Below are 21545 nucleotides of genomic sequence, written 5' to 3'. Positions count from 1 at the left end.
TTGAGCCTCCTGGGTCGGAAGGATCCGTCACGAGGGACAGGATGGCTGATTCAATTCCAAGAAAATTACGTCAGGGAGAGCTGTCAACAATATTGCATGAATATCGATAATAAGAATTGAAAGTGCAAATTCAACGATGGCAGCCTTTATGAATGCGCGGACACCTTACGTCTTTGGCTTTTGTCTGGTCGAAGATTTTCCTGTGACGGGCAAGAGGACGGATTTCCATTCTTGTGCCATGCCCTGGATATCGGTGAGAAATGTCGGGGCGGAATGGTGTTCACCAATGTGTCGAACCAGGGCGCTCCCAATAATGACCCCATCTGCAAATCGCCCAACTTCTCCGGCCTGCTCAGCCGAGGCAATTCCAAATCCCACTGCCACAGGTTTTCGTGAGGTTCGTTGAAGCTGATGGACGCTTTGGCGCACGCGACTGAGATCGGTTAACTTGGCACCCGTAATACCGGTGAGAGAGACATAATAAATAAATCCATGTGATCGTTGTATCACAGCACGCCGTCGTTCCGCCGTGCTGGTGGGAGCCAGCAGGAAGATATTCACAGGTCCTCCCGAAGCCTGGGCGGCGTGATAAAGAATGTCAGATTCTTCCGGTGGCAAATCCGGCACGATGAGTCCATCCACCCCTGCTTGAATGGCATTGGCACAAAAATCTGTGATCCCCATGGCCATGAGGCTGTTGTAATAGGCCATCAAAATAAGGGGAATGGACGTCTTCTTTCTCAGGTTTGTGACAGTGGCAAGGATTTTTTTAAGGGTAGTCCCTGAATGAAGGGCTCGTTCTGCCGCTTGTTGAATCACCGGACCATCGGCGATGGGATCTGAGAATGGCACACCCAGTTCAATCAGGTCGGCACCGCCCTGTTCCAAAGTTAACACCAGAGATTCGGTCATGGCTAGGTTTGGATCGCCAGCCATAATGTAAGGGATGAGGGCTTTTTCACCCTTGGAGTGGAGCTGTGCAAATGTGTCTTGAATGCGATTGCTCATACCAAAAGATTTCATAGATGCCTGATGCCTTCCTCTCTTCTATTTCCCTAAACACCGTGGCGTGCGTCATGCCATCTTCTAGAGAGGAATGCCCCGCATTTTAGCTAATTGTTGAACGTCTTTATCTCCACGCCCGGAGAGATTCATGATTATGATGTGGGACTTTTTCATCGTTGGCGCCAGCTTGACGACTTCTGCAACGGCATGGGCACTTTCCAGCGCGGGAATGATGCCTTCTTCCTTGGCGAGTAGGTCGAAAGCAGCTAAGGCTTCAGCATCTGTCGCGGAGGTGTACCGGATTCGTCCTGTATCATGATGGTAACTGTGTTCAGGACCGACTGCCGGATAGTCCAATCCCGCAGACACCGAATGTGTGGAGTTGACTTGACCATCCGCATCCTGGAGGAGATAGGTCATCGTTCCGTGCAAAACGCCAGGTTTCCCTCCTGCAAAGCGCGCGGCATGTTTTCCACTTTTTATCCCGTAGCCCCCGGCTTCCACGCCGACCATTTTAACCTGCGTATCTTTGACGAACGGATAAAATAATCCAATGCTATTGCTGCCGCCGCCAACACAAGCGACAAGACAGTGAGGTAAACGACCTTCCAATGCCAGGATTTGCTTGCGGGTTTCTCGACCAATCACGGATTGAAAATCCCGGACCATCATGGGGTACGGATGAGGGCCCAGGACCGATCCAAGCAAATAGTGGGTAGTGCTCACATTGGTCGTCCAGTCACGCATCGCCTCACTAATGGCATCCTTGAGTGTGCGGCTTCCGGAATTCACACCCGTCACTTTTGATCCAAGTAACCGCATTCGGAAGACATTTAATGCCTGTCGTTCCATATCATCGGTGCCCATGTAAATTTCGGCCTCCAGACCGAACATGGCGGCCACGGTGGCGACCGCTACTCCATGTTGCCCGGCACCGGTTTCGGCAATGATGCGTTTCTTTTTCATTCGCCTGGTGAGCAAGGCTTGTCCTACGGTATTGTTGATTTTGTGCGCACCGGTATGACAGAGGTCTTCTCTTTTGAGGTAAATCTTGGCTCCACCGAGGGTTTTGGTGAGACGTTCGGCGAAGAAGAGAGACGTCGGACGACCGACATACTGTTTCAGACAATCCCGAAGCTCTTGTTGGAAGGGTTGGCTTGCTTTGGCCGCATGATACGCCTGTTCCAATTCATGTATGGCGGGCATCAGGATTTCCGGAGCATACTTGCCTCCGAATTGCCCGAAGCGCCCGAGTTTATTAGGAATGATTGCCATGAGATGTCCGCCTGCAAAAGGAATAAAAAAGAAAGGAGTATAGCGATGGAACGGTTAACACACAAGACGAACCGATTGGATAAATTTCCGAATTTTTGCCGGGTCTTTGTGCCCAGGGCTCTGTTCTACACCACTACTCACATCGATTCCATAGGGTTGAACTTGGCGAATCGCATCTTGAACATTTTCAGGAGTTAATCCTCCTGCCAACAGCATGGGAACTGCTTTGGCCACTTCACCGGCAAGCGACCAATCCGTCGTGTGTCCGGTTCCCCCGTAAGCGGTATCTGAAAATGCATCAACGATAAATCCTCTCACGCCTATCCGTCCTTTCCATTCTGCCAATGCAAGGTAGCTACTTCTATCTCGCAGCCGAATGGCGCGTATCACGGGACGCTGTAGCGATTCACAAAAACCGGGAGTTTCATCACCGTGCAGTTGTGCCAGGCCCAATCCGCAGTCATCGAACACGCGCTTCACCGTATCGAGATCATGATTGACAAATACACCAACCGGAACGACGAAAGGGGGGAGGTTGGCAATAATCTGTTGCGCGATAGCCGGTTGGACATATCGAGGGCTTTGAGCGTAAAACACAAAACCCAATGCGTCGGCTCCTTCTCGAACGGCGATGTCGGCATCCTCCTGATTCGTAATGCCACAAATTTTTATTTTAGGCGACATAGGAACGTTCGAGGTTGGCCAGGAAAATTCTCAATTATCATGGTGTACCGCTTCAATTTAATTCCTTTGCATTGGTTATATAGGCTCCACTTCATGTTCGGCCAGTCTCTGGAAAAAGAGAACGAGTACATAAGGGACCGCCCTTCAATCGAATCCTAAACCCAACGAGTGGTGGATACTTCCTTTTTGGGAGATGTCGGGGGATGTAATAATTCCTGAATTTTGGATTGTATCGAGTCTGCGCGCAATAACGACTCACCGATCAACATGGCTTTGGCTCCGGCTTCCAGTATTCGCACGACATGAGCCCGGCTGTGGATTCCACTTTCACTGACAATAAGTGTGTCCTTCGGCATTCGTTTGGCAAGCCGCTCGGTGACACCCAAATCAGTCTGGAAGGTTTTCAAATCCCGGTTGTTGATGCCAATAAGTCTGGCTAAGGGCACCCTCTCAAGGACGGTATCTAATTCCCGTTCATCATGGATTTCAATGAGCACATCAAGGGATAACTCTTTTGCGATAGTGAAAAAGTCTTCAAGCTGGAAGCGATCCAACGCCGCCGCAATCAGTAACACACAGTCGGCTCCATAGGCCCGCGCTTCATAAAACTGAATCTCCTCGATCATAAATTCTTTATTGAGCGTGGGAAGTTGAACCGCCTCTTTCACATTGTGCAAATACTCCAAGTCCCCTTGAAAGAAATCACGATCGGTGAGGACGGATAAGGCACTTGCTCCATGATCACGATATTGAGAGGCGATGATCACTGGCTCAAACCGATCGTGAAATTCCGGCCGCATCAGTCCTTGACTGGGTGAAGCTTTTTTGACTTCGGCAATTAATGCGGGAGCTGCTGAAGTCAACCCCGTCTCCAATGCCTGAATGAAACCCAGTGGTCTGGTTCGATCTACAATGCGGCCCTTGAGTTCAGCTAGGTAGCCCCGGCTCTGTTTTCGCCGCATTTCGGCTTTTTTATGTTCGAGGATACGAGAAAGAATCATGCCGCCAGCTTTTTGGTCAGGGAAATGAGTTTGTCCAACTTTTCAAATGCGGCTCCGTTGTCTATCACACGACCGGCCTCTTCGAACCCTTCTTTTAGCGATGTCGCCTTCTGGCAGGCGATAAATGCCGGCGCGGCATTCATGAGAACGATATCCCGTTTGGGGCCTTTTCGTCCTCGAAAAATATCGCGAATGATCTGGGCATTATCTTCCGGGCTTCCTCCCAATAGTTCTTTGGGCGAAACCGGGTGAAGGCCAAAATCTTCCGGCCCGATGGAATAGCTCAGGACGCGTCCTTTTTTTCCTTCGGAAATCCCTGTGCGGCTGGTTAAAGAAATTTCATCTAACCCGTCCATTCCATGAAGGACAAAGCAATGTTGTGTGCCCAAACGCAACAGTACTTGAGCCAATTTTTCGTTGAGAGTGTGATCATACACACCCAGAATCTGTATTGAGGCCCGGGCCGGATTAGCAAGCGGTCCCATGATATTCATCAGCGTGCGGATCCCCAACTCTGTCCGGGGTTTGGCGCAATATTTCATGGCTCCGTGATAGAGGGGTGCGAAGAGAAAGCCAATCCCAATTTCATTGATGCAATCGGCAACTTTTTCAGGAGACAAATCGATATTCACGCCCAGGGCGGCCAACACATCTGCGCTCCCTGATTGAGAGGACACCGAGCGATTCCCATGCTTGGCAACGGTCATCCCTCCTCCAGCTACAACAAATGCGGCAGCCGTAGAGATATTGAACGTGTGACTTTTGTCCCCACCGGTTCCACACGTATCCACCACCTGAGGATCGGTAATAGGGATTCGAATCGCCCGTTCGCGCATGGCTCGAACCGATCCGGTGATTTCATCAATGGTTTCGCCTTTCATGCGCAACCCCATTAAGTACGCGGCAATTTGAGCCTCAGTGGCCTCTCCTTGCATGATCTCCCGCATAGCTTCCTCGGCTTCAAGCTCTGAGAGGTCGAGGCCCTCGACTAATTTGGCAATATGGTTTTTGAGTATGGGCATGTGAACAGGCTTATGAACAGATGACTTGGGGGCTTTAATGGTCGGTTGAAGAGCAGACGGGCATTAATAAAAAATTCCGCAATAGATCCATCCCTGCCGTGGTGAGAATCGATTCAGGATGAAATTGCACGCCTTCCGCTCCGGTTGGGATATGCCGGAGTCCCATGATTTCCCCTTCCACGGTCTCCGCCGATATTTCAAATTCCGTGGGCAGGGTTTCACGTTTGACGATTAAGGAATGATATCGTGTGGCTTCAAAGGGATTCGGGAGGCTTTCAAAAATTGTTTTTCCATCATGATGGACCATGGAAGTTTTCCCGTGCATGAGTCGGGGAGCCCGAATAATTTGACCTCCATAGGCGTAAGCCAGAGATTGATGGCCGAGACAGACACCAAATAAGGGAAGACGGCCGGCAAAATGCTTGATCGTCGCAACGGAAATGCCCGCCTCGTTGGGCGTGCAGGGGCCTGGTGAAATTAATATTCGCTCCGGTGCCAGGCGGTGAATGTCCTCGATTGTGAGGGCATCATTTCGAAAAATCTGGAGGTCGGCTCCCAACTCTCCAAGATATTGGACAAGATTGTAGGTAAATGAATCGTAATTATCGATGACCAGGATCATAAATTTCTTCTCTAGCTTTTTTACGCTAGGCCGTGTTCCGCCATTTCAATGGCTTTCATCATGGCTCCGGCTTTTGTTCGAGTTTCTTCATATTCACGGGTAGGGTCGGAATCGGCGACAATTCCGGCGCCGGCCTGAATATAGGCCTTCTGTCCTTGAACGACGACCGTACGAATATTGATGCAGGTGTCCATATTTCCGGAAAAGCTGAAATACCCGACCGCTCCCGCATAGGGCCCCCGACGAGTGGGTTCCAACTCTTCAATGATTTGCATGGCTCGGATTTTCGGTGCACCAGATACGGTACCGGCTGGAAAACATGCCTTCATGACATCATAGGCAGTGTATTGCGGATCTAATTCTCCCTTGACTTGAGAAACAATGTGCATGACATGGGAATACCGTTCAACTTTCATGAACCGCTCAAGCTGGACCGTTCCGGCTTTGGCCACCCGGCCCACATCATTCCGGCCTAAATCCACCAACATGACATGTTCGGCTAATTCTTTGTGATCGGATAGAAGATCCTGTTCCAAGGCCGCGTCAGCTTGCGGCGTCTGGCCACGGGGACGGGTCCCGGCGATGGGCCGCACCACAATATTGCCTTCTTCGCATCGTACGAGGATTTCCGGAGAAGATCCCACGAGCTCGATTCCTGCAATTCGTAAATAGAACATGTAGGGCGAGGGATTGAGCACCCGTAAGGCTCGATAGATCTCCAGGGGATTCGTATGGATGGTGGTCTGCCATCGTTGGGACATGACGCCCTGAATGATGTCGCCAGCCTGAATATATTCTTTGGTCCGAATCACCATTTTTTCAAAGTCCCCAGGGCTCATATTCGATTGAAATTTGAGTGGCCCACGTCGGGTCGGGGGCGTTGGGCGCCTGGTCGGTTTATGAAGCCTGGCAATGATAAATTCAATCCGATTGATGGCATCCTGATAGATCTGGCGAAGGCGGGTCTTCTTTGTGGAAGTAATATGAGCGTTGGCCACGATTTTGAGGGTATGGGCAATATTGTCAAAAATGAGTAAGGTGTCCGTAATGCAAAATGCAAAGAGAGGAGTCTTGATCCCAGATTTCGGTCGAGATGGAATCGGTTCAAACGATTGAACCACGTCATAACCCAAATAGCCGACCGCACCGCCCACAAATCGTGGCAAACCGGGAACGACAACCGGGTGGTACTCTGCCATAGTATTTTGAATATGGTCCAATGGATTCCCCTGCAGCGGAGCCCGATGCTGTTTCCGACCTTGTTGGGTGACGACTTCGCCATTCTCCTCCCACAACATGACGGAAGGATTACTACCCAGGAAGGAATATCTTGCCCAGTTTTCTCCCCCTTCGATACTTTCAAATAAGAAAGCATTGGCTCCCGTATTGATTTTGGAAAATGCCGACACAGGCGTCTCGAAATCTGCCAGAATTTCTCGATAAAGTGGGACAAGATTTCCTTGTGCGGCGAATTGGCAGAATTCGTCAAAACTCACTGAATAATAAGCATTTTTCATGGTTTGGACGGTACCATACGGCCTATAAGGTGTCAACGAAAGCGGTGGAGAGACACGCGGTTTTCAGAGGGAGGGATAAGAAAAGGCCGGAACCGGAAGAAAAAAGCTTCCTGAAGATTCCGACCTAATCTTAATAAATGCGTAGAGGTGAAATTACTGACCGTTGACGATGAGCTTTTGTCCAACGTGAATGGTGTTATCGGTCAACTGATTCCAGGATTTGAGATCATCAATGGATACGCCATATTCTTTGGAAATCCGGTAGAGGGTTTCTCCCTTAGCCACAATATGTGATCCATCACTAGGACCTCCAAGAGTATCCATCATAGGCGAATCCAAAGGAACGTTGTCTCCCAAGTTTAAGTCCGAATCAAGTTTCGTCATATCTGAGTCGTTAAAGTCCAGATCATTCAGCCCAAATTCAGAGATCGAAGGTTCGGAAAGTTTCAAATCATCAGATTTTTCCATCCCTCCCTCTCGCACACGCGAAAGTTCGTCATGGGAACGATTGAGTTGATCTCGTAATGCTTCTAATTCGGCATTTAAGTCCCGATTTTGCGATTCCATTGAGCTCATTTGTCGTTGCGTGTCCTGATACTTCACATTTAATTCACCGGTCCGTTTTTCCTCTTGCGCCAAAAGTCGTTGAAAGTTTAACGCACGAGCCTTCTCGGCCTCGAACTTTTCTGTACTGACGCATCCAGACAGGACCCCGCTACAGACTAATACCCCAGCCACAATTTTCAGATATCCACACCAGCCCGATGGTTGGGGATCTTCTTGACATCCCCCGAACAATGGTTGCGTCATGTTACGCATTCCTCCTCTGAGGTTCATATTTATCCCTTCTATAGGGACAATGGTCAATATAATATAACGAGAACGCGAAGATCTCCACGGTCTAGTCACCTTTTGCTACACAATAATTCCGAATAAGGATAAAGTCAAACAACTATTTTTCACACCAGCAGAAGTTCCGAAACACCACGATTCATTGACCATAGAAAAATGGCTGTGATAATTTCACTTACAGAAATTTTTCGTCCTTTTCTATGACCCCTCCATTTTTACATTCTTCCGATCCTTCGGTGATGCACATCGGACAGGTTGCTCTTCGCCTGGCTCGTCCTCTTGCCCTTCAACAAGCCTGGATGGGGGATCAAAATATTCTACGTCAGCTTCTCGCCTGTTGGTTTATTGTTGATGAAAAAGATGTCCCCTTATCACCAAGAATTGTCGGTCAACCGGGTGTTGGAAAGACCACACTCGCTATGGCGGCGACTCAGGAGCGAAAGCAGGAACTCTTTATTTATCAATGTACCGCTGATACTAGACCCGAAGATCTCCTTGTCTCCCCCGTCATTTCTGAAGGAGGCACGATTACCTATCAGGCCTCGCCCTTGGTCACGGCCATGCTGACCGGCAATGTTTGTCTTCTTGATGAAGGCAACCGGATGAATGAAAAGAGTTGGGCCTCCCTTGCCTCACTGCTTGATCATCGACGATCAGTCGATTCGGTGGTGGCGGGTGTTCAAATTCATGCGCATGAGAATTTCCGGTGTTGTGTCACCATGAATGAAGATGCCTCAACCTATGAGGTGCCGGATTATATCCTGTCCCGCCTGCAACCGACCCTGAAAGTAGAATTTCCTAACAAGGAACATGAGTTAGCCATTTTGCGATATCACCTCCCGTTTGCGTCTGCGGAATTGATCACGCTCACGGTGAATTTTCTTCAAAAAGCGCATCAACTGGATCTCCCGTTCTCCATTCGGGACGGGATGCACATGGTGCAATACGCCATGAAACGGATGGCCCAAGACCCTCACCATCCTGTGGCCCGTGATCCGGCTTGGCAGGAAGCCCTGATCAATGTGTTGGGAGAAGAAGCCCGGGATCTGGATGTGTTAGCGAAACGCCGATCCCAGACATTGCACGGGCAAGCTCTCCCAAAAGGATTAGGGGATTTTTTCTTTGAGGAGGACAATCCTCTGCACCCGGACCAATAGTCAGCTCTGTAACCCTGGGCGACACCGATGAACGGCCCATTCTCTAATTCTTGAGTGGAAAGGGCTCCCCCGTTTTCCTCCAGAACGCACTATGACTCTCGCCGCGTTGACCCCTGACAGGATCTTTGCCTTATCTTCCCATATTCACGTCTTGCCTGTGGTGCATGGAAGTGGAGATATGGCTCATATTGTGCGCGAGATTATTGTGTCGCGCCATATTGATTGTGTGGCCCTTCCTCTTCCGCCATCTGTGCAACCCCTCGTAGAAGAGGGGATTAACCAATTGCCAATCATCAGTCTGGTGGTCCTTCCTGAACAAAATGACGCTGGAACATCGAGCTGTTCCTATGTGCCCATTGATCCCTGCCAACCGGTCATCATGGGGATTCGATCTGCCATGTCTGAAGGGATCCCGCGAGCCTATGTTGATCGGGAGGTCCAACACTACCATTCCGTCTCCTGGGTCGGGCCTGATCCCTATACCCTAAAGACTGTCCCTTTGGCAGCCTTCTCGGCTGCCACCATGCCTTTTTTGCCGCCTCCTCAAGACCAGTCCTCTCGTTGGGAACGCATCCGTTGGATGGCATTTCGACTGCATGAACTCGAACTGGACTTTTCTGCTGTACTTTTTCTTTGTCCAATGACAGATTGGCCCTGGTTGCGTCAGGCCTATCACGAGCGGATGCCGTATATTCCACCCGAACAGAGAATGGGCCTTCCTGAGTGGTGGAAGGTCGAGCCGGCTTCGCTCTACTTTGGGTTGAGTGAATTACCCTATGTCACGCAACTGTATGAACAGCGACGGGAGGAGGCCCGAGCCGACACGCATTTGGCTATTGTTGGCATGAAAGAACTGGTTTTGGAAGCACGAGCCCGGTGGATGGCGTCTCGTTCCACGACCATTGCGCAAGAGACTAATTGGGTCACCCCGCAATTATTACAACGCTATTTTCAATACGTGCGGAATCTGACGCTTCTCGAGCATCGTCTTAAACCGGATTTGTATACCTTGGTCCTAGCCGCAAAACAGATGGCTGGTGATGAATTTGCCCTCAGATTATTGGAAACCGCCAAAACCTATGACTACCAAACTCAACCATCCGTACTGGATACTCGGCCTGCTGTGTTGCTGGGAATTGGTGAACTTCAGGATCCGGATGGAAACATTCTGCCGGCTGTGAATCGTTTGCAAGGAGATCCCTTAGTTTGGCGCCGTGTCACCCTCAGGCCCGATCCTCCAAGGCCCAAAACACAATCTTGGGCACAACAATGGAATCCTTACCGGCAGTGTTCCTGGCCTCCGGAAGATCAGCGCATTGAATCGTTTGCGGCGCATGTTCGTCAGCATAGTCGACAGATCTTGGGTGCGGATTTGGGAAGAATTGAACGATTTACTAACTCACTGGAAGATGGAATTGACCTGCGGGCGACTTTGCGCCAATGGGCCATTTCCCCGAACCGGTCGGTGCGCGATGTTCATGTTAAAGTGGTTCCTCCTGTGCGCGGAACTATTGAAGCGTTGGTGTTTTTCTTTGAGGTGCCGGCTGATCCTCAGACGTTTTCCTGGCAAACGACCTGGTATGCCGAACATCAAGAAGAATCCACCCTCAGTTTTTACGCGACCCCCTTTACAACAAATCTGGTCGGACCGGGAATCGGGGAGGCATGCTATGGCGGAGCGCTTTTCCTGTATCCACCACGACTCATTCCTGATATATGGGAAAATCCCGCATTTGATTTTGCGACGTCGCTTGAGGAACGGTTGCTTGCGGGAGCCTGCGCCTATTCACAGGAACCCTTTGTGGCTGTCGTCTCTCCGGTTCCGCTGACTTCAGTCTGGAGAAAAATTGCCAATCGTTTCGGCCGGAAGCTCCTCCCCATTCCTTTGCACCGGTTTTCAGGTCAAACGATTGCTCGTCTACGACGATTTCATGTGCTAAATGGACACGACATCCGAAGTTATGCAGCCAAGTTTATTCGAGAATAATTCTGGCGAGACGGAAGAAGAGAGTTCGACCAAGACTCCTCACTCTCCTGCTGTGCCATCCATAAAGGTTAAACAAAGGTTGGAAGAGTTAAAACACGCCATCCGTCGGCATGATGAATTGTATTATGTTCAAAGCCGACCCGAAATCTCTGATGCTGAATATGACCAGCTCTTTCGGGAGCTTCAGGACTTAGAGAGCCATTACCCGGACCTCAGGACACCTGATTCGCCAACCGAGCGGGTCGGAGGAACACCGCTTGTCCAATTCAGTAAAATTCCCCACGAATTTCCTCTTCTCAGTTTGGATTCGGAAATGGATGAAGAGAGTGTATTGGCTTTTGATCAGAGAGTTTGCCGGGAACTGGAAGTGAGCCAGCTCAGCTATACGGCTGAGCCCAAATACGATGGGTTATCTGTTGCACTCACTTATGCCAATGGCATGTTTGTTCGAGGGGCCACGAGGGGAAATGGTGCAATAGGGGAGGACGTGACGCACAATCTTCGTACCATACGCGCCTTACCATTACAGTTAAAAGAATGCGGGACCTATCCCTCCCGTGTGGTGGTGCGGGGGGAGGTGTTTATGAAGCTCCCCGATTTTCACCAATTAAATCGACGCTTAACTGAGCAGGGGGATGAACCCTTTGCCAATCCGCGCAATGCGTCATCCGGAACATTACGCCAATTGGACCCGGCCATCACCGCGACTCGCCCGCTGACAATCACCTGCTACGATTTCATGAGTCCCGGGCCAGGAAGGCCTACCACTCATTTTGAAGCTGTCACATGCCTGGAGGCATGGGGATTACCCATTCCTCAATTTCGCCGGCACTGTCCCTCCATTCAAGAAGCTATAAAGTTTCATCGTGAGATGTTTGAACGACGGGATGTTTTGCCTTTCGAAATTGACGGCATTGTCATCAAAATTGACCGGTATGATTGGCAAAAGACTCTTGGCGAAAAATCACGCAGTCCCCGATGGGCCATCGCCTTCAAGTTTCCTCCAAGAAAAGAACTGACCAAGGTTCAGGAGATTGCCATGTCGGTCGGTCGGACCGGGGCACTCACCCCCATTGCCTTACTGGACCCGGTGGAAATCGGTGGTGTGACGGTGAGTCGAGCCTCCCTGCATAACGTGGAAGAAGTGGTTCGTAAAGATGTGCGGGTGGGTGATACCGTCAAGGTCGAGCGAGCAGGGGACGTCATTCCGGATGTGGTGGAACGAGTGCCTGTACCGGGTGAAGAGCGTGGGGCTCCGTTTCAACCGCCAGATATATGTCCGGTTTGTCAATCACATACCATTCAGGAAGGGCCAATTCTGTATTGTACGGGCCAAACGGTGTGTTCGGCGCAACTCAAGGGATCACTTGAACATTTTGGGTCAAAGAGTGCTTTAAATATCGAAGGGCTTGGAAAAAAAACGGTAGCACAGTTGGTCGACAAGGGCCTCGTAAAGAAGTTGTCCGACCTGTATACATTAGACGTCAACGATATCCTTCTATTGGAAGGTTTTGCAGCCAAGTCCGCCAAACAACTTTTAGGAGAAATTGAAAAGAGTAAGAACGTTCCCTTCGGGCGCCTTCTGATTGGACTCGGAATACGTCATGTGGGCACTCACATCGCCAGAATTCTGGCCAAGGAATTTGTTTCGCTCGACAATTTGAGGAGAGCTACCGAAGGGGAGCTTTTGCTAATTCGTGACATTGGACCGGAGATTGCTGCGAGTGTGACTCATTTTTTTCAAGAACCACGTAATTTGATTGTTTGGCAACACATGGAATCATTGGGAGTTCGGGTTCAACAGGAAGCCAATGTGGTAGAGCCTCATGCCCAACCGCTAAGGGGAAAGCTTTTTGTGCTAACCGGAACTTTAAAAGGTTATTCCCGTCAGGAGGCGAAACGCAGAATTGAAGAGTTAGGTGGACGTGTCACATCCAGCGTCAGTAAACAGACAGATTACCTTGTCGCCGGCGAAGACCCCGGCTCTAAATATGACAGCGCCACAAAATTAGGTGTGCGAATTATTGACGAAAATGAATTCTTTTTATTCAGTCAATCAGGGAACCTTGAACCCTCACCCTCCAATGAGTGAAATTTCTAACGAATAATCTAAGAGGGTTTTTTTTCACCAGGAAAGAATGAGTGACCCAAAAGGGATAGACCAATCTCTCGGCTGGAAATAAAAAGGGGAGACCACATTTACTTTTAGCTGCAGGAAAAAGGAAGAAACCGAGAAGGTGTTATGAGGATTCTGAAGACACGGTGGACGGTTCGGTGGGAGGGGTTTCCGGAATAGGCTCTTCCTTGATGATCTGCACGCTTTTGATTGAGCGTTCATCTGCGTCATGGACCACGAGGAGGCAACCGTCAGTTTCAACTTTTTCGCCAATGGCGGGAATATGTCCTAACTCTTCCAGGATGAGCCCGCTAATGGTATTTTGCTCTTCTTCATCTAATTCGACTTTAAGAAATTCATTGATACGTCGGACTTCAGTCCGGCCATCCACTAAAATTTGATTTTTCCCCGTCCGGCGAATCCATTCTTCGTGAAGATCGCCTTCATCCAGAATTTCTCCTACCACTTCTTCAAGGAGATCTTCAACGGTAATTAAACCCATCACTCCACCAAATTCATTAACCACAATCGCAATATGCCGTTTTTCTTGTTGGAATTGCCGCAATAAATCATCAGCCGTTTTGGTAGAGGGAATGAACAATGCAGGTTTCGCCAATGATTTGAGGGTAAGGTTTGTATGACTTTGAGCCAGTTCCATCAGGGCATGATTGCGATAGAGAATGGCGGTGATATTATCGTGATTCCCTTCGTATATGGGGATCCGTGAATATTTAGCTTTAAATAACTCTTCCCGTGCTTCTCCCAGTGTTTGATTGCCATCGAGGGCGAACATATAAATTCTGGGAGTCATTGCATCTTCAGCCGTCACGTCATTGAAATCAAATACGTTTTTAATCATTCTCACTTCATCCGTCTCTAAGACTCCCGCTTTACCTCCGGCATCGAGCATGATCTTCAGTTCTTCTTCCGTAATAAACGGCACGGTTAACCCACGACCCCCAGTGAGTTTTAAAATAAACGGTTCCAAGAAATAGAGAAAAGGAAAGAATAATTGTTCTAGGAGATAGATGGGGTATGCCAGTAATTGGACGGCCGTTTCTGAATATTTTGCACAGAGCGTTTTGGGTACAATCTCCCCGAACAAGAGCACCATAAAAGTTAATATCCCCGTTGCCACAGCGACAGCCTCAGAACCAAACATCCGAATGGCAATCAGCGTGGCCAGAGATGCCGCCAAAATGTTGACCAAATTATTGCCAATTAAAATAGTTGAGAGTAGGCGCTGTGGATTTGAGCGTAATTTCAGGGCAAGTTTTGCCCCTTTATGACCTTCATCGGCCAAGGCTTTCAACCGGCTTTCCGTTATTGAAAAAAAGGCGATCTCGGCGCCGGAGAAAAAGGCTGAAAGTCCTAGACAAATAAGGACGGCGATGAAATCCATAGGTGGATTAACGAGCTCCGACGTGACAAAGAGATAGCGTTACAGCACAAATAGCTGCAAGATCTTGTAGTCTGGTCTTTGAGGAAGTTGGTATCAGAAGTGTTTGAGAGGGATTCATAATAAGGCCAAAAGTCTCATGGTTTATGAGATATTTTGAGCCATCACTATTTGCTTGGGTCCAACGTACCATAGGGGATTGGTTTAAGGCAATTTTACTGGATGAATTATCAGATTAACTCTTTTGTTTCAGTAGGTTACCTGGATCAGAAGTGGGTCGAGATCAAATTGTCTTTCCAGTTCTTCCGCCACGAATTTTGCCTTTTCCTGAGAGGGAAATGTCCCAACTTGAACACGGTGCCATTGTCCGGATGGAAGGTCCACGGTCGTCAATCGTATATTGGGATAGTGGGTGGCCAGTTGTTCCCGCATGGAGACTGCTTGGGTTAAAGTCGTGTAAGAGGCTACCTGCACCCAATACATAACAGACTCTCCATTCGACAATTGGCCCGAACCTGCGCTTGGAGATTCGAGAATCGTCAACCTGACGTTCTCCGTTCCTTTTCCAATCATGGCCAACTCCCGAGCAGCTCCATAGGACAGATCAATAATCCGACCACGAATAAAAGGACCACGATCATTGATGCGAACGGTCACGGATTTCCCGGTTTCGACACTTTGAACGAGGACCCGTGTTCCAAAGGGAAGCGTACGATGCGCGGCAGTGAGTGCCCACATGTTATAGGGTTCACCATTGGCAGTCGGATTACCATGAAAACTTGGGCCATACCAGGAAGCCACTCCCTGTTGAGAAGTTTCTGAGATCATCGGCTCAGTACGGGAATGGCCACCTCCTGCGCATCCGGTCATGAGCATGAAAGTCAGGATAAGACAAATCCTTTTGACTGGAATACCACTATTCATGACCCGTATTCCCCGCCGAAGTATGAAGGGAAGGTGTTTTTTTCGAGTTGGATAACCTTGGGAACCGCATGAGTCCATGGACTCATGCAATAGCCATGGATTTCTAGGGAGCCTGGTCCATCGTTCGGCGGTCGACAAAGCGGTAGCTCTGTCGATTGAACACCGGATATACGGAAAATATCGGGGTTCCAAAGGGTACAACCGCACTGTCAATGCCTGGGCTTAGTTGAAGATGAAGATTCACAAAATTAAAACTCAAGCCTTCTTGCCAAGGTTGAGATAAATTGTGCACATATGACTCAACTTTATCGGAAGCGTACGTCCTGGTCATGAGGCCCGCTCCCCCTTGTAATCCATAATCAGATAAATCTGGTGCACCTTGAAGGAGGAGCGAAACCATAGAGGCATCAAACCACACCTTGATGTTACAACTGACTTGGATAAATGGCCCCAAACTCCCGGTGTGTTCTAGCACGGTCATGGGATAGACCAATTCTGGTGGGAGAGAAGGGTCGGTTTGAGAGGCTTGAATGATAAACTCTGGGTCCTTGATACCCGATACAGAGAAAAAGATAAGATTCGGATCGTGGAGGTCCACATCCAGTACTTGGCCGTCATGGTAACTGCATAATTTGCCCATCTCATAGCGTAAAGGAAATGAATACCCCATTTTTCCATAGAAAATTCGAATCCCTGCTTCCAACGGATCTTCCGGGCTTCGACTAATTTTTAAATCAAATGGTAACACAATATGAAAAGCATTGGTCCGGGCATTAATAAATGGAGCGCAGGCACCGGGAAATTCTTTATGGATCGCAGGATTGTCCGGTTCAAACTTTTTCGCCGTTCCACCAAAATGCTGGGCAGTTTTTGCCTCTTTGGTTAAGCGGTATTTTTCCTGATAATAGGCTGAGGCGCGTTTTTGTGCCGTTTCAAGAAAATATTCAGGGATATCGGTTTCGACGACTAAGCTTTGTCGATCTGAGGATTGTGACCGAGCCACCTTCATTGCTTCGTTGTATCGATGAAGATCACTCTGCGTCTTCCTGATCAAATGCTCAAGTTCACGGCCTAATTCAGGATCGTTATAGCGTGTGTGTGGTAGTAGTTGGTAGGCTTTTTGCAGTAATTCCAACTTCATTGTGTAACGTTTTGGTTCAGCAGAAAAGACCGTCGCTATGGCCATTAACAAATTAAACTGTTCTTCAGGAATGAGGGCTAATTCGGTCAGGTCGTTCTCTCTTACAAATGCTAAACCTAACGGACCAAACGCTTCCTCCTGACGTAGATGGAGGGTAAGGAGATAGTTGAGATAAGCGCGAGCGTCTTCTTGTGTCATAGTGAATCCTTATTTTACGGGACGGCATTTTAAGGTAAGTTTGTCATTGGAGCAAGGTATCGTGTGAAGTTTATGCCAATTTGAGGAATCCCCTTTTATTTTGATGACAATGAGAAGCAACAAGTTTGAGCTAACAAGAAAACAGCGCGTTCGGAAGAAAGGATTCAATATGCAACAAGACTTTTTGCAAAAACCCAGAGGTGCCGTCCTTATCCTGGGATGGATTATCGCCTGTCTATTCCTGGGAATCGGCGTGACGTTTGTCTCGGCGGAAGATTCAGCGGTCAAGAAACCAGGACCGGTCGCAGCTGGAGGAGAGGATTTTTCCACTGAAAATCTGAATAAACAAATTACTGATTTAGAAACACAAATACAGAAGCTCCGCGATCAAAGCATCGAGCTACAGGAAAAAACTCGAGCCAAACTTCAAGCCCAACTCGATAATTTCAAAAAGCAACAAGATACCCTTATTCCTCGTATTGAGCAACTCCGTGACAATAGTGAAACAGCTTGGCAGGACATCAAGGAAAACATTCAAAAGGCCATTGAAGATCTCAAGCTTTCCGTCGACTCCATGAAAAAGTAGAGATGTGCCGTCCTCTCAGTTTATCTCCACTTTGGCAGTACATCACTTGCCAGGGACCTTTCGCTTTTATATCATTCCTTTACATCCTTCTTGTTCCCTTTTTTATAGCCTCCGCTAAATTTGAAAATGGCATTGATAGGAATGTCTTTTTACCCTGATCCCCTATGAGAGTATCCCCCATGGTCCAACACACGGAACAGGTCCTGGAATGGCCTGTTTTAATTGATTGCCTTGCCAAGGAAGCCTCCTCCTCGTTAGGGGAGGGCTGCTGTCGTACCCTCGCCTTTGCATCTGACCTTCATTCTGCAGTTATTCAACAACAAGAAACATCAGAAATGGTTCACATTCTCCAGGGCCCTCATCCCCTGCCTTCTTTGGTGTTCCCCGATATCCGGAATGTGTTGGCACGGGCTCAAAAAGAAGGAATTCTGGAGGGGCCGGAACTGCGAGATATTAGTTTGGTCTTAGGTCTTGGGCATACAATCAAAGAATACTTGCAGATTCATGGCTCCACGTTCCCGAAGATCAGAACTCGTTCCTTGAACCTTCAAGATCTGATATGGGTGAAGCAAACAATTGATTCATGCATCGATCTCAACGGCCAGCTGCGCGAGTCTGCGAGCCCGGAACTCTATCAATTGGTACGAAAAAGTCAGGGTCTTCGTCAAACGATTCGGCGACGATTGGAAACGATATTAGCTTCTCAAGAATATGAGGATCTTCTTCAAGGACAGTACTTTGCTGAACGTGAGAATCGATATGTGATTCCGATAAAAGCTGAACGACAACAGGCTGTCAATGGAATTGTTCACGATATTTCCAGTAGTGGGGCCACGGTGTTTGTTGAGCCCCGCCATTTGGTTGAATTGAATAATTCTATTAAATTTGTTGACTTGCAGGTGGCTCAGGAAGAACGGCATCTACTGCAAGATTTGTCCAGCCGTGTGGCAGAACATGTCTCAGCCATTCATGGAAATTTGTCCTGCCTGGCCGATCTTGATTGCCTCATGGCCAAAGCACGATTAAGCATCAAAACGCATGGCTCTCCCATTCTTCTTAACCAAAAACATTGCATTGACTTGCAACAGGCCAGACATCCACTCTTGGCGTTGACCAAGGAGCAGGTCATACCCAATTCCATTCGGATTGAAGACGAGACCAAGGTTCTCATTATTTCTGGACCGAATGCGGGTGGAAAAACAGTGTCATTGAAACTGATAGGATTGTTCGCGATGATGGTGAAAGTCGGTCTTCACCCAACTTGTGGCCCAGACTCCAAGATGGCACTTTTTGAGCAGGTGTATGCCGACATTGGAGATTCCCAGGATCTCAGTAACGATGTATCCAGCTTTTCCGGGCATATTCTCAATATGATCGCCTTATTAAAAAATGTGGAATCGTCTGGGGAACCAACGAACCGGGATGCGCTTGTACTTCTGGATGAAGTGGGCAGCTCGACGGATCCTATTGAGGGTGCCGCATTGGCCGAAGCACTCTTAACCCGTCTTTGCGAATTAGGATGTACGATTGTCGCGACCACTCATTATCCAAGCTTGAAAACCCTTCCCTTTCGGAATCCTCATGTTCGGAATGCCAGCCAGGAATTTGATATGGTTACTCTCGCTCCGACATACCGGCTCATAGACGGAATTCCCGGAGGGTCTTCCGCCTTGGATATTGCGGAACGTTTAGGGTTGGATTCGACAATAATTCAGTCTGCCAAATCTTTAATTCGAGGGCAGGATTTCGATCTTGATGCCATTTTCCGAACTCTACAGAACACGCACACTCGATTGGAACGTGAATGTGAACAGGCTCAATATCTTCGTCAGGAAGCGCAACGCTTGCTTGAGGAGGCGCATGTAACGCGCAACCAATTGAAGGCACAAGAACAGGAAGATCGCCAACGATATCGAAAGCAATGGCAACAAGAATTTTCCAAAGCACAACGGCATCTGAATCAAATCGTGAACGACCTAAAAAAGGACAAAACTCTTTTGAAGGTGAAGTCTATTCAGCAAACCATAGGCACATTGAATCAGGAAATACTTTCTCACCTCCCAAATAATCAATGGGTATCATCTGAGCCACTGCATGAAGGGGACCTGGTAGAAATTAATGCACTGGGGACTATAGGGGTCTTGCAGGAAAGTCTTGAGGGGAAAAGACAGGTATCCATTCGTGTGGGTACCCGGACAATTAAAACAGCCCCTTCTGCCATACGTCGAGCGATACCCTCTTCCGACAATAAACCCTTGTCGGGTCAACAGCAATTGAGTGGGAGGCGGGCTCTCCCCACAATTTCCACGGAGTTGGGTTCCCCAGCCTCCAACCAGGAAACAGGCCTCTATCAACAGGAATTAGTTATTCGTGGGCTCCGTTTTGACGATGCGATGGAGATGACGCTTGCGGCCCTTGACCATGCCTTGGTCACCCAAGCCAAATATCTTAAGGTCATTCATGGCCAGGGCTCTGGCGCACTCAAAACAGGAATTCGAACTCTTTGTCAATCCTCTCCCTATATCCAAAGCTTTCGAGCGGGTGATCCCTCCGAGGGAGGAGACGGTGTGACGGTGATCGAATTACGATAAAGGAATCCGTGGAGCGTGATTCTTGAGTCCAATCTGTACATTTCGGATAAATCCCTCGTGCTTGGGTCGGCGCAAGGGGCTCCCTTTTGTTAGCGAATGGAATTCATCTTTTGTCAGATTGGCCAATGAAGGTAATTGCGGGTGTAATGTCCAGGGAAACGGTTGGAATCCTGCCTCAGTAGTGGGATTTGCATTTACGTTAAACGGACAAATATCCAAACAATCGTCACAACCAAATATTCTATTGCCTATTTTTTTTCTCAGCTCTGCTGGAAGATCATCCACACTACCACGGTATTCAATCGTCAAATACGAGATGCATCGTTCCGCATCAAGGAGATAAGGTTCCACAATGGCTCCAGTGGGGCAAGCCTGGATACAGAGCGAGCAGGTTCCACATAAATCCACGGCGGGTTCATCACCATCCAATGACAGGGTCGTTAGAATTTCTCCGAGTAACAGCCAGGACCCAAAATCGGTGGAAACCAGATTGGTATGTTTGCCAATCCAGCCGATGCCGGCCTCTTGAGCCCATGCTTTTTCCATGATGGGACCCGTATCCACATAGCTCCTCGTCTGAATATCCGGTACGTGTGAGTGAAGGAAGCTTTCTAATTGTGTCAATCGGTCCTTCATGAACCCGTGATAGTCTTTTCCCCAGGCATATCGGGCAATGCGTCCAGAAAGCTTTGACTCATCTGGAGTATGATCGGTGTAATAATTCATCCCGACCATTACCAGTGATTGGCAACCTGGAAGCACTTCTGCCGGGTTGGAACGGCGTTTCGGGTCCTTGGCTATCCATTCCATAGTTCCATGAAATCGCAAGTCAAGCCATTTTTTTAGGCGTCCCCATAACCGCAATGTAATCGGTTCTTCCGCAAGGGGAATCGTACTTTGAGCCGGAGGGCAGGGCGTGCTTGGAAGAGGCGTTGGTATGCAAGCAATTCCTACCGCATCAAAACCTAAGCGGCGGGCCTCTTCTTTGATTTGATTCGCCAGAATTGACCGAGGAGTCATGAGTACTCCTCCTTCTCAAGCAAAAAACGCGATTTATTTCTGTCCAGGGGTTCCCGGATTAGCAGGAGGAACATTGTTTACGCAATTAAACATCACCATAAATCTTCCTGTACATTGCTCAGTTGTGCAGCTTGACAGGATCCGACAATCGACGTTTTCCAGTCGGTTTGCTTCTCGTTAAATTGACAAGAAGTCCCCCCTCCTTGGGAAATATCAACCCAGGGTTCGGGATACTCGGGAAACTGGGCAACAGCACAGCCATTGGGAATTGGAACACGGCATTCAGCCTTTGTCTCGCCTTTCACCATGCCAATGGTACAATTCGCTTCCGTCCGTGACCGGGAATCAGCTGCTTCCCCCTTATTGATAATCCCCAACAAGCCGTTCCCGGTAATGAGAAACACCATAATTGCCCACATCAATAGATGACTGGTTTTTTGTTGGGAAA

At 48.6% G+C, this 21545-nt stretch carries 18 protein-coding genes; 5 read left to right on the top strand and 13 right to left on the bottom strand.

All coding sequences use genetic code 11. The annotated features are described in order from the left end of the window. Positions 1 to 165: 165 nt before the first annotated feature. The 8 genes from trpA to PJI16_20535 form a co-directional block, all read right to left on the bottom strand. The gene (gene trpA / locus PJI16_20570; protein ID MDT3779959.1) at positions 166 to 1023 is read right to left on the bottom strand and encodes a tryptophan synthase subunit alpha; all 858 of its coding nucleotides are present in this window, start codon (positions 1021 to 1023) and stop codon (positions 166 to 168) included. A 63-nt stretch (positions 1024 to 1086) separates the two neighbouring features. Then, a complete protein-coding gene (gene trpB, locus PJI16_20565) occupies positions 1087 to 2280 on the bottom strand; it encodes a tryptophan synthase subunit beta (GenBank protein ID MDT3779958.1) in 1194 nt (397 codons plus the stop codon). A gap of 54 nt (positions 2281 to 2334) precedes the next feature. Beyond that, entirely contained in the window at positions 2335 to 2964 is a 630-nt protein-coding gene (locus tag PJI16_20560) for a phosphoribosylanthranilate isomerase (GenBank protein MDT3779957.1), read from the bottom strand. A gap of 155 nt (positions 2965 to 3119) precedes the next feature. After that, positions 3120 to 3965 carry an indole-3-glycerol phosphate synthase TrpC gene (gene trpC, locus PJI16_20555; protein MDT3779956.1) on the bottom strand — a complete coding sequence of 282 codons (846 nt, stop codon included), beginning with the start codon at positions 3963 to 3965 and terminating at the stop codon, positions 3120 to 3122. After that, positions 3962 to 4981: an anthranilate phosphoribosyltransferase gene (gene trpD, locus PJI16_20550; GenBank protein MDT3779955.1), complete on the bottom strand. Its 1020-nt coding sequence runs from the start codon at positions 4979 to 4981 to the stop codon at positions 3962 to 3964. The genes trpC and trpD overlap by 4 nt, the downstream gene beginning before the upstream one ends. Before the next feature lie 40 nt (positions 4982 to 5021). Next, positions 5022 to 5609: an aminodeoxychorismate/anthranilate synthase component II gene (locus PJI16_20545; protein MDT3779954.1), complete on the bottom strand. Its 588-nt coding sequence runs from the start codon at positions 5607 to 5609 to the stop codon at positions 5022 to 5024. Positions 5610 to 5629: 20 nt separating this feature from the next. Continuing rightward, complete coding sequence (gene trpE / locus PJI16_20540; GenBank protein MDT3779953.1) at positions 5630 to 7126, bottom strand: anthranilate synthase component I; 1497 nt, start codon at positions 7124 to 7126, stop codon at positions 5630 to 5632. Between the two features lie 153 nt (positions 7127 to 7279). After that, positions 7280 to 7936 (bottom strand): LysM peptidoglycan-binding domain-containing protein, encoded by a 657-nt coding sequence (locus PJI16_20535; GenBank protein ID MDT3779952.1) that lies wholly within the window; start codon positions 7934 to 7936, stop codon positions 7280 to 7282. A 242-nt stretch (positions 7937 to 8178) separates the two neighbouring features. Here PJI16_20535 and PJI16_20530 point away from each other — a divergent pair, with 242 nt between their 5' ends. The 3 genes from PJI16_20530 (at position 8179) to ligA (ending at position 13214) form a co-directional block, all read left to right on the top strand. Then, positions 8179 to 9135 carry an AAA family ATPase gene (locus tag PJI16_20530; GenBank protein MDT3779951.1) on the top strand — a complete coding sequence of 319 codons (957 nt, stop codon included), beginning with the start codon at positions 8179 to 8181 and terminating at the stop codon, positions 9133 to 9135. A 91-nt stretch (positions 9136 to 9226) separates the two neighbouring features. Next, positions 9227 to 11122, top strand: coding sequence for a hypothetical protein (locus tag PJI16_20525; protein ID MDT3779950.1), 1896 nt, complete (start codon positions 9227 to 9229; stop codon positions 11120 to 11122). Continuing rightward, positions 11076 to 13214 (top strand): NAD-dependent DNA ligase LigA, encoded by a 2139-nt coding sequence (ligA, locus tag PJI16_20520; protein ID MDT3779949.1) that lies wholly within the window; start codon positions 11076 to 11078, stop codon positions 13212 to 13214. Before PJI16_20525 ends, ligA begins: the two co-directional genes overlap by 47 nt. Positions 13215 to 13362: 148 nt before the next feature. Here the strand turns inward: ligA and PJI16_20515 are convergent, their stop codons facing one another. From PJI16_20515 to PJI16_20505, 3 genes are all read right to left on the bottom strand, one after another. After that, complete coding sequence (locus PJI16_20515; GenBank protein ID MDT3779948.1) at positions 13363 to 14640, bottom strand: hemolysin family protein; 1278 nt, start codon at positions 14638 to 14640, stop codon at positions 13363 to 13365. A 246-nt stretch (positions 14641 to 14886) separates the two neighbouring features. Continuing rightward, a complete protein-coding gene (locus PJI16_20510) occupies positions 14887 to 15561 on the bottom strand; it encodes a septal ring lytic transglycosylase RlpA family protein (protein ID MDT3779947.1) in 675 nt (224 codons plus the stop codon). 103 nt (positions 15562 to 15664) lie between these two features. Then, positions 15665 to 16900: a hypothetical protein gene (locus tag PJI16_20505; GenBank protein MDT3779946.1), complete on the bottom strand. Its 1236-nt coding sequence runs from the start codon at positions 16898 to 16900 to the stop codon at positions 15665 to 15667. Between the two features lie 169 nt (positions 16901 to 17069). Here PJI16_20505 and PJI16_20500 point away from each other — a divergent pair, with 169 nt between their 5' ends. After that, entirely contained in the window at positions 17070 to 17486 is a 417-nt protein-coding gene (locus PJI16_20500; GenBank protein ID MDT3779945.1) for a hypothetical protein, read from the top strand. A gap of 179 nt (positions 17487 to 17665) precedes the next feature. Continuing rightward, positions 17666 to 20077, top strand: a complete 2412-nt coding sequence (locus PJI16_20495; protein ID MDT3779944.1) for a Smr/MutS family protein — start codon at positions 17666 to 17668, stop codon at positions 20075 to 20077. Here the strand turns inward: PJI16_20495 and queG are convergent. Both queG and PJI16_20485 read right to left on the bottom strand, forming a co-directional pair. Next, the gene (gene queG, locus PJI16_20490; protein MDT3779943.1) at positions 20069 to 21097 is read right to left on the bottom strand and encodes a tRNA epoxyqueuosine(34) reductase QueG; all 1029 of its coding nucleotides are present in this window, start codon (positions 21095 to 21097) and stop codon (positions 20069 to 20071) included. The genes PJI16_20495 and queG overlap by 9 nt on opposite strands. 92 nt (positions 21098 to 21189) lie before the next feature. After that, a complete protein-coding gene (locus PJI16_20485; GenBank protein MDT3779942.1) occupies positions 21190 to 21504 on the bottom strand; it encodes a hypothetical protein in 315 nt (104 codons plus the stop codon). Positions 21505 to 21545 lie beyond the last annotated feature (41 nt).

Origin of the sequence: Nitrospira sp. MA-1 (genome assembly GCA_032139905.1) — a bacterium.
Classification (GTDB): Bacteria; Nitrospirota; Nitrospiria; order Nitrospirales; family UBA8639; genus Nitrospira_E.
Note: the sequence above shows the minus strand (reverse complement) of the source record. Positions and strands in the feature narration are given on the sequence as shown.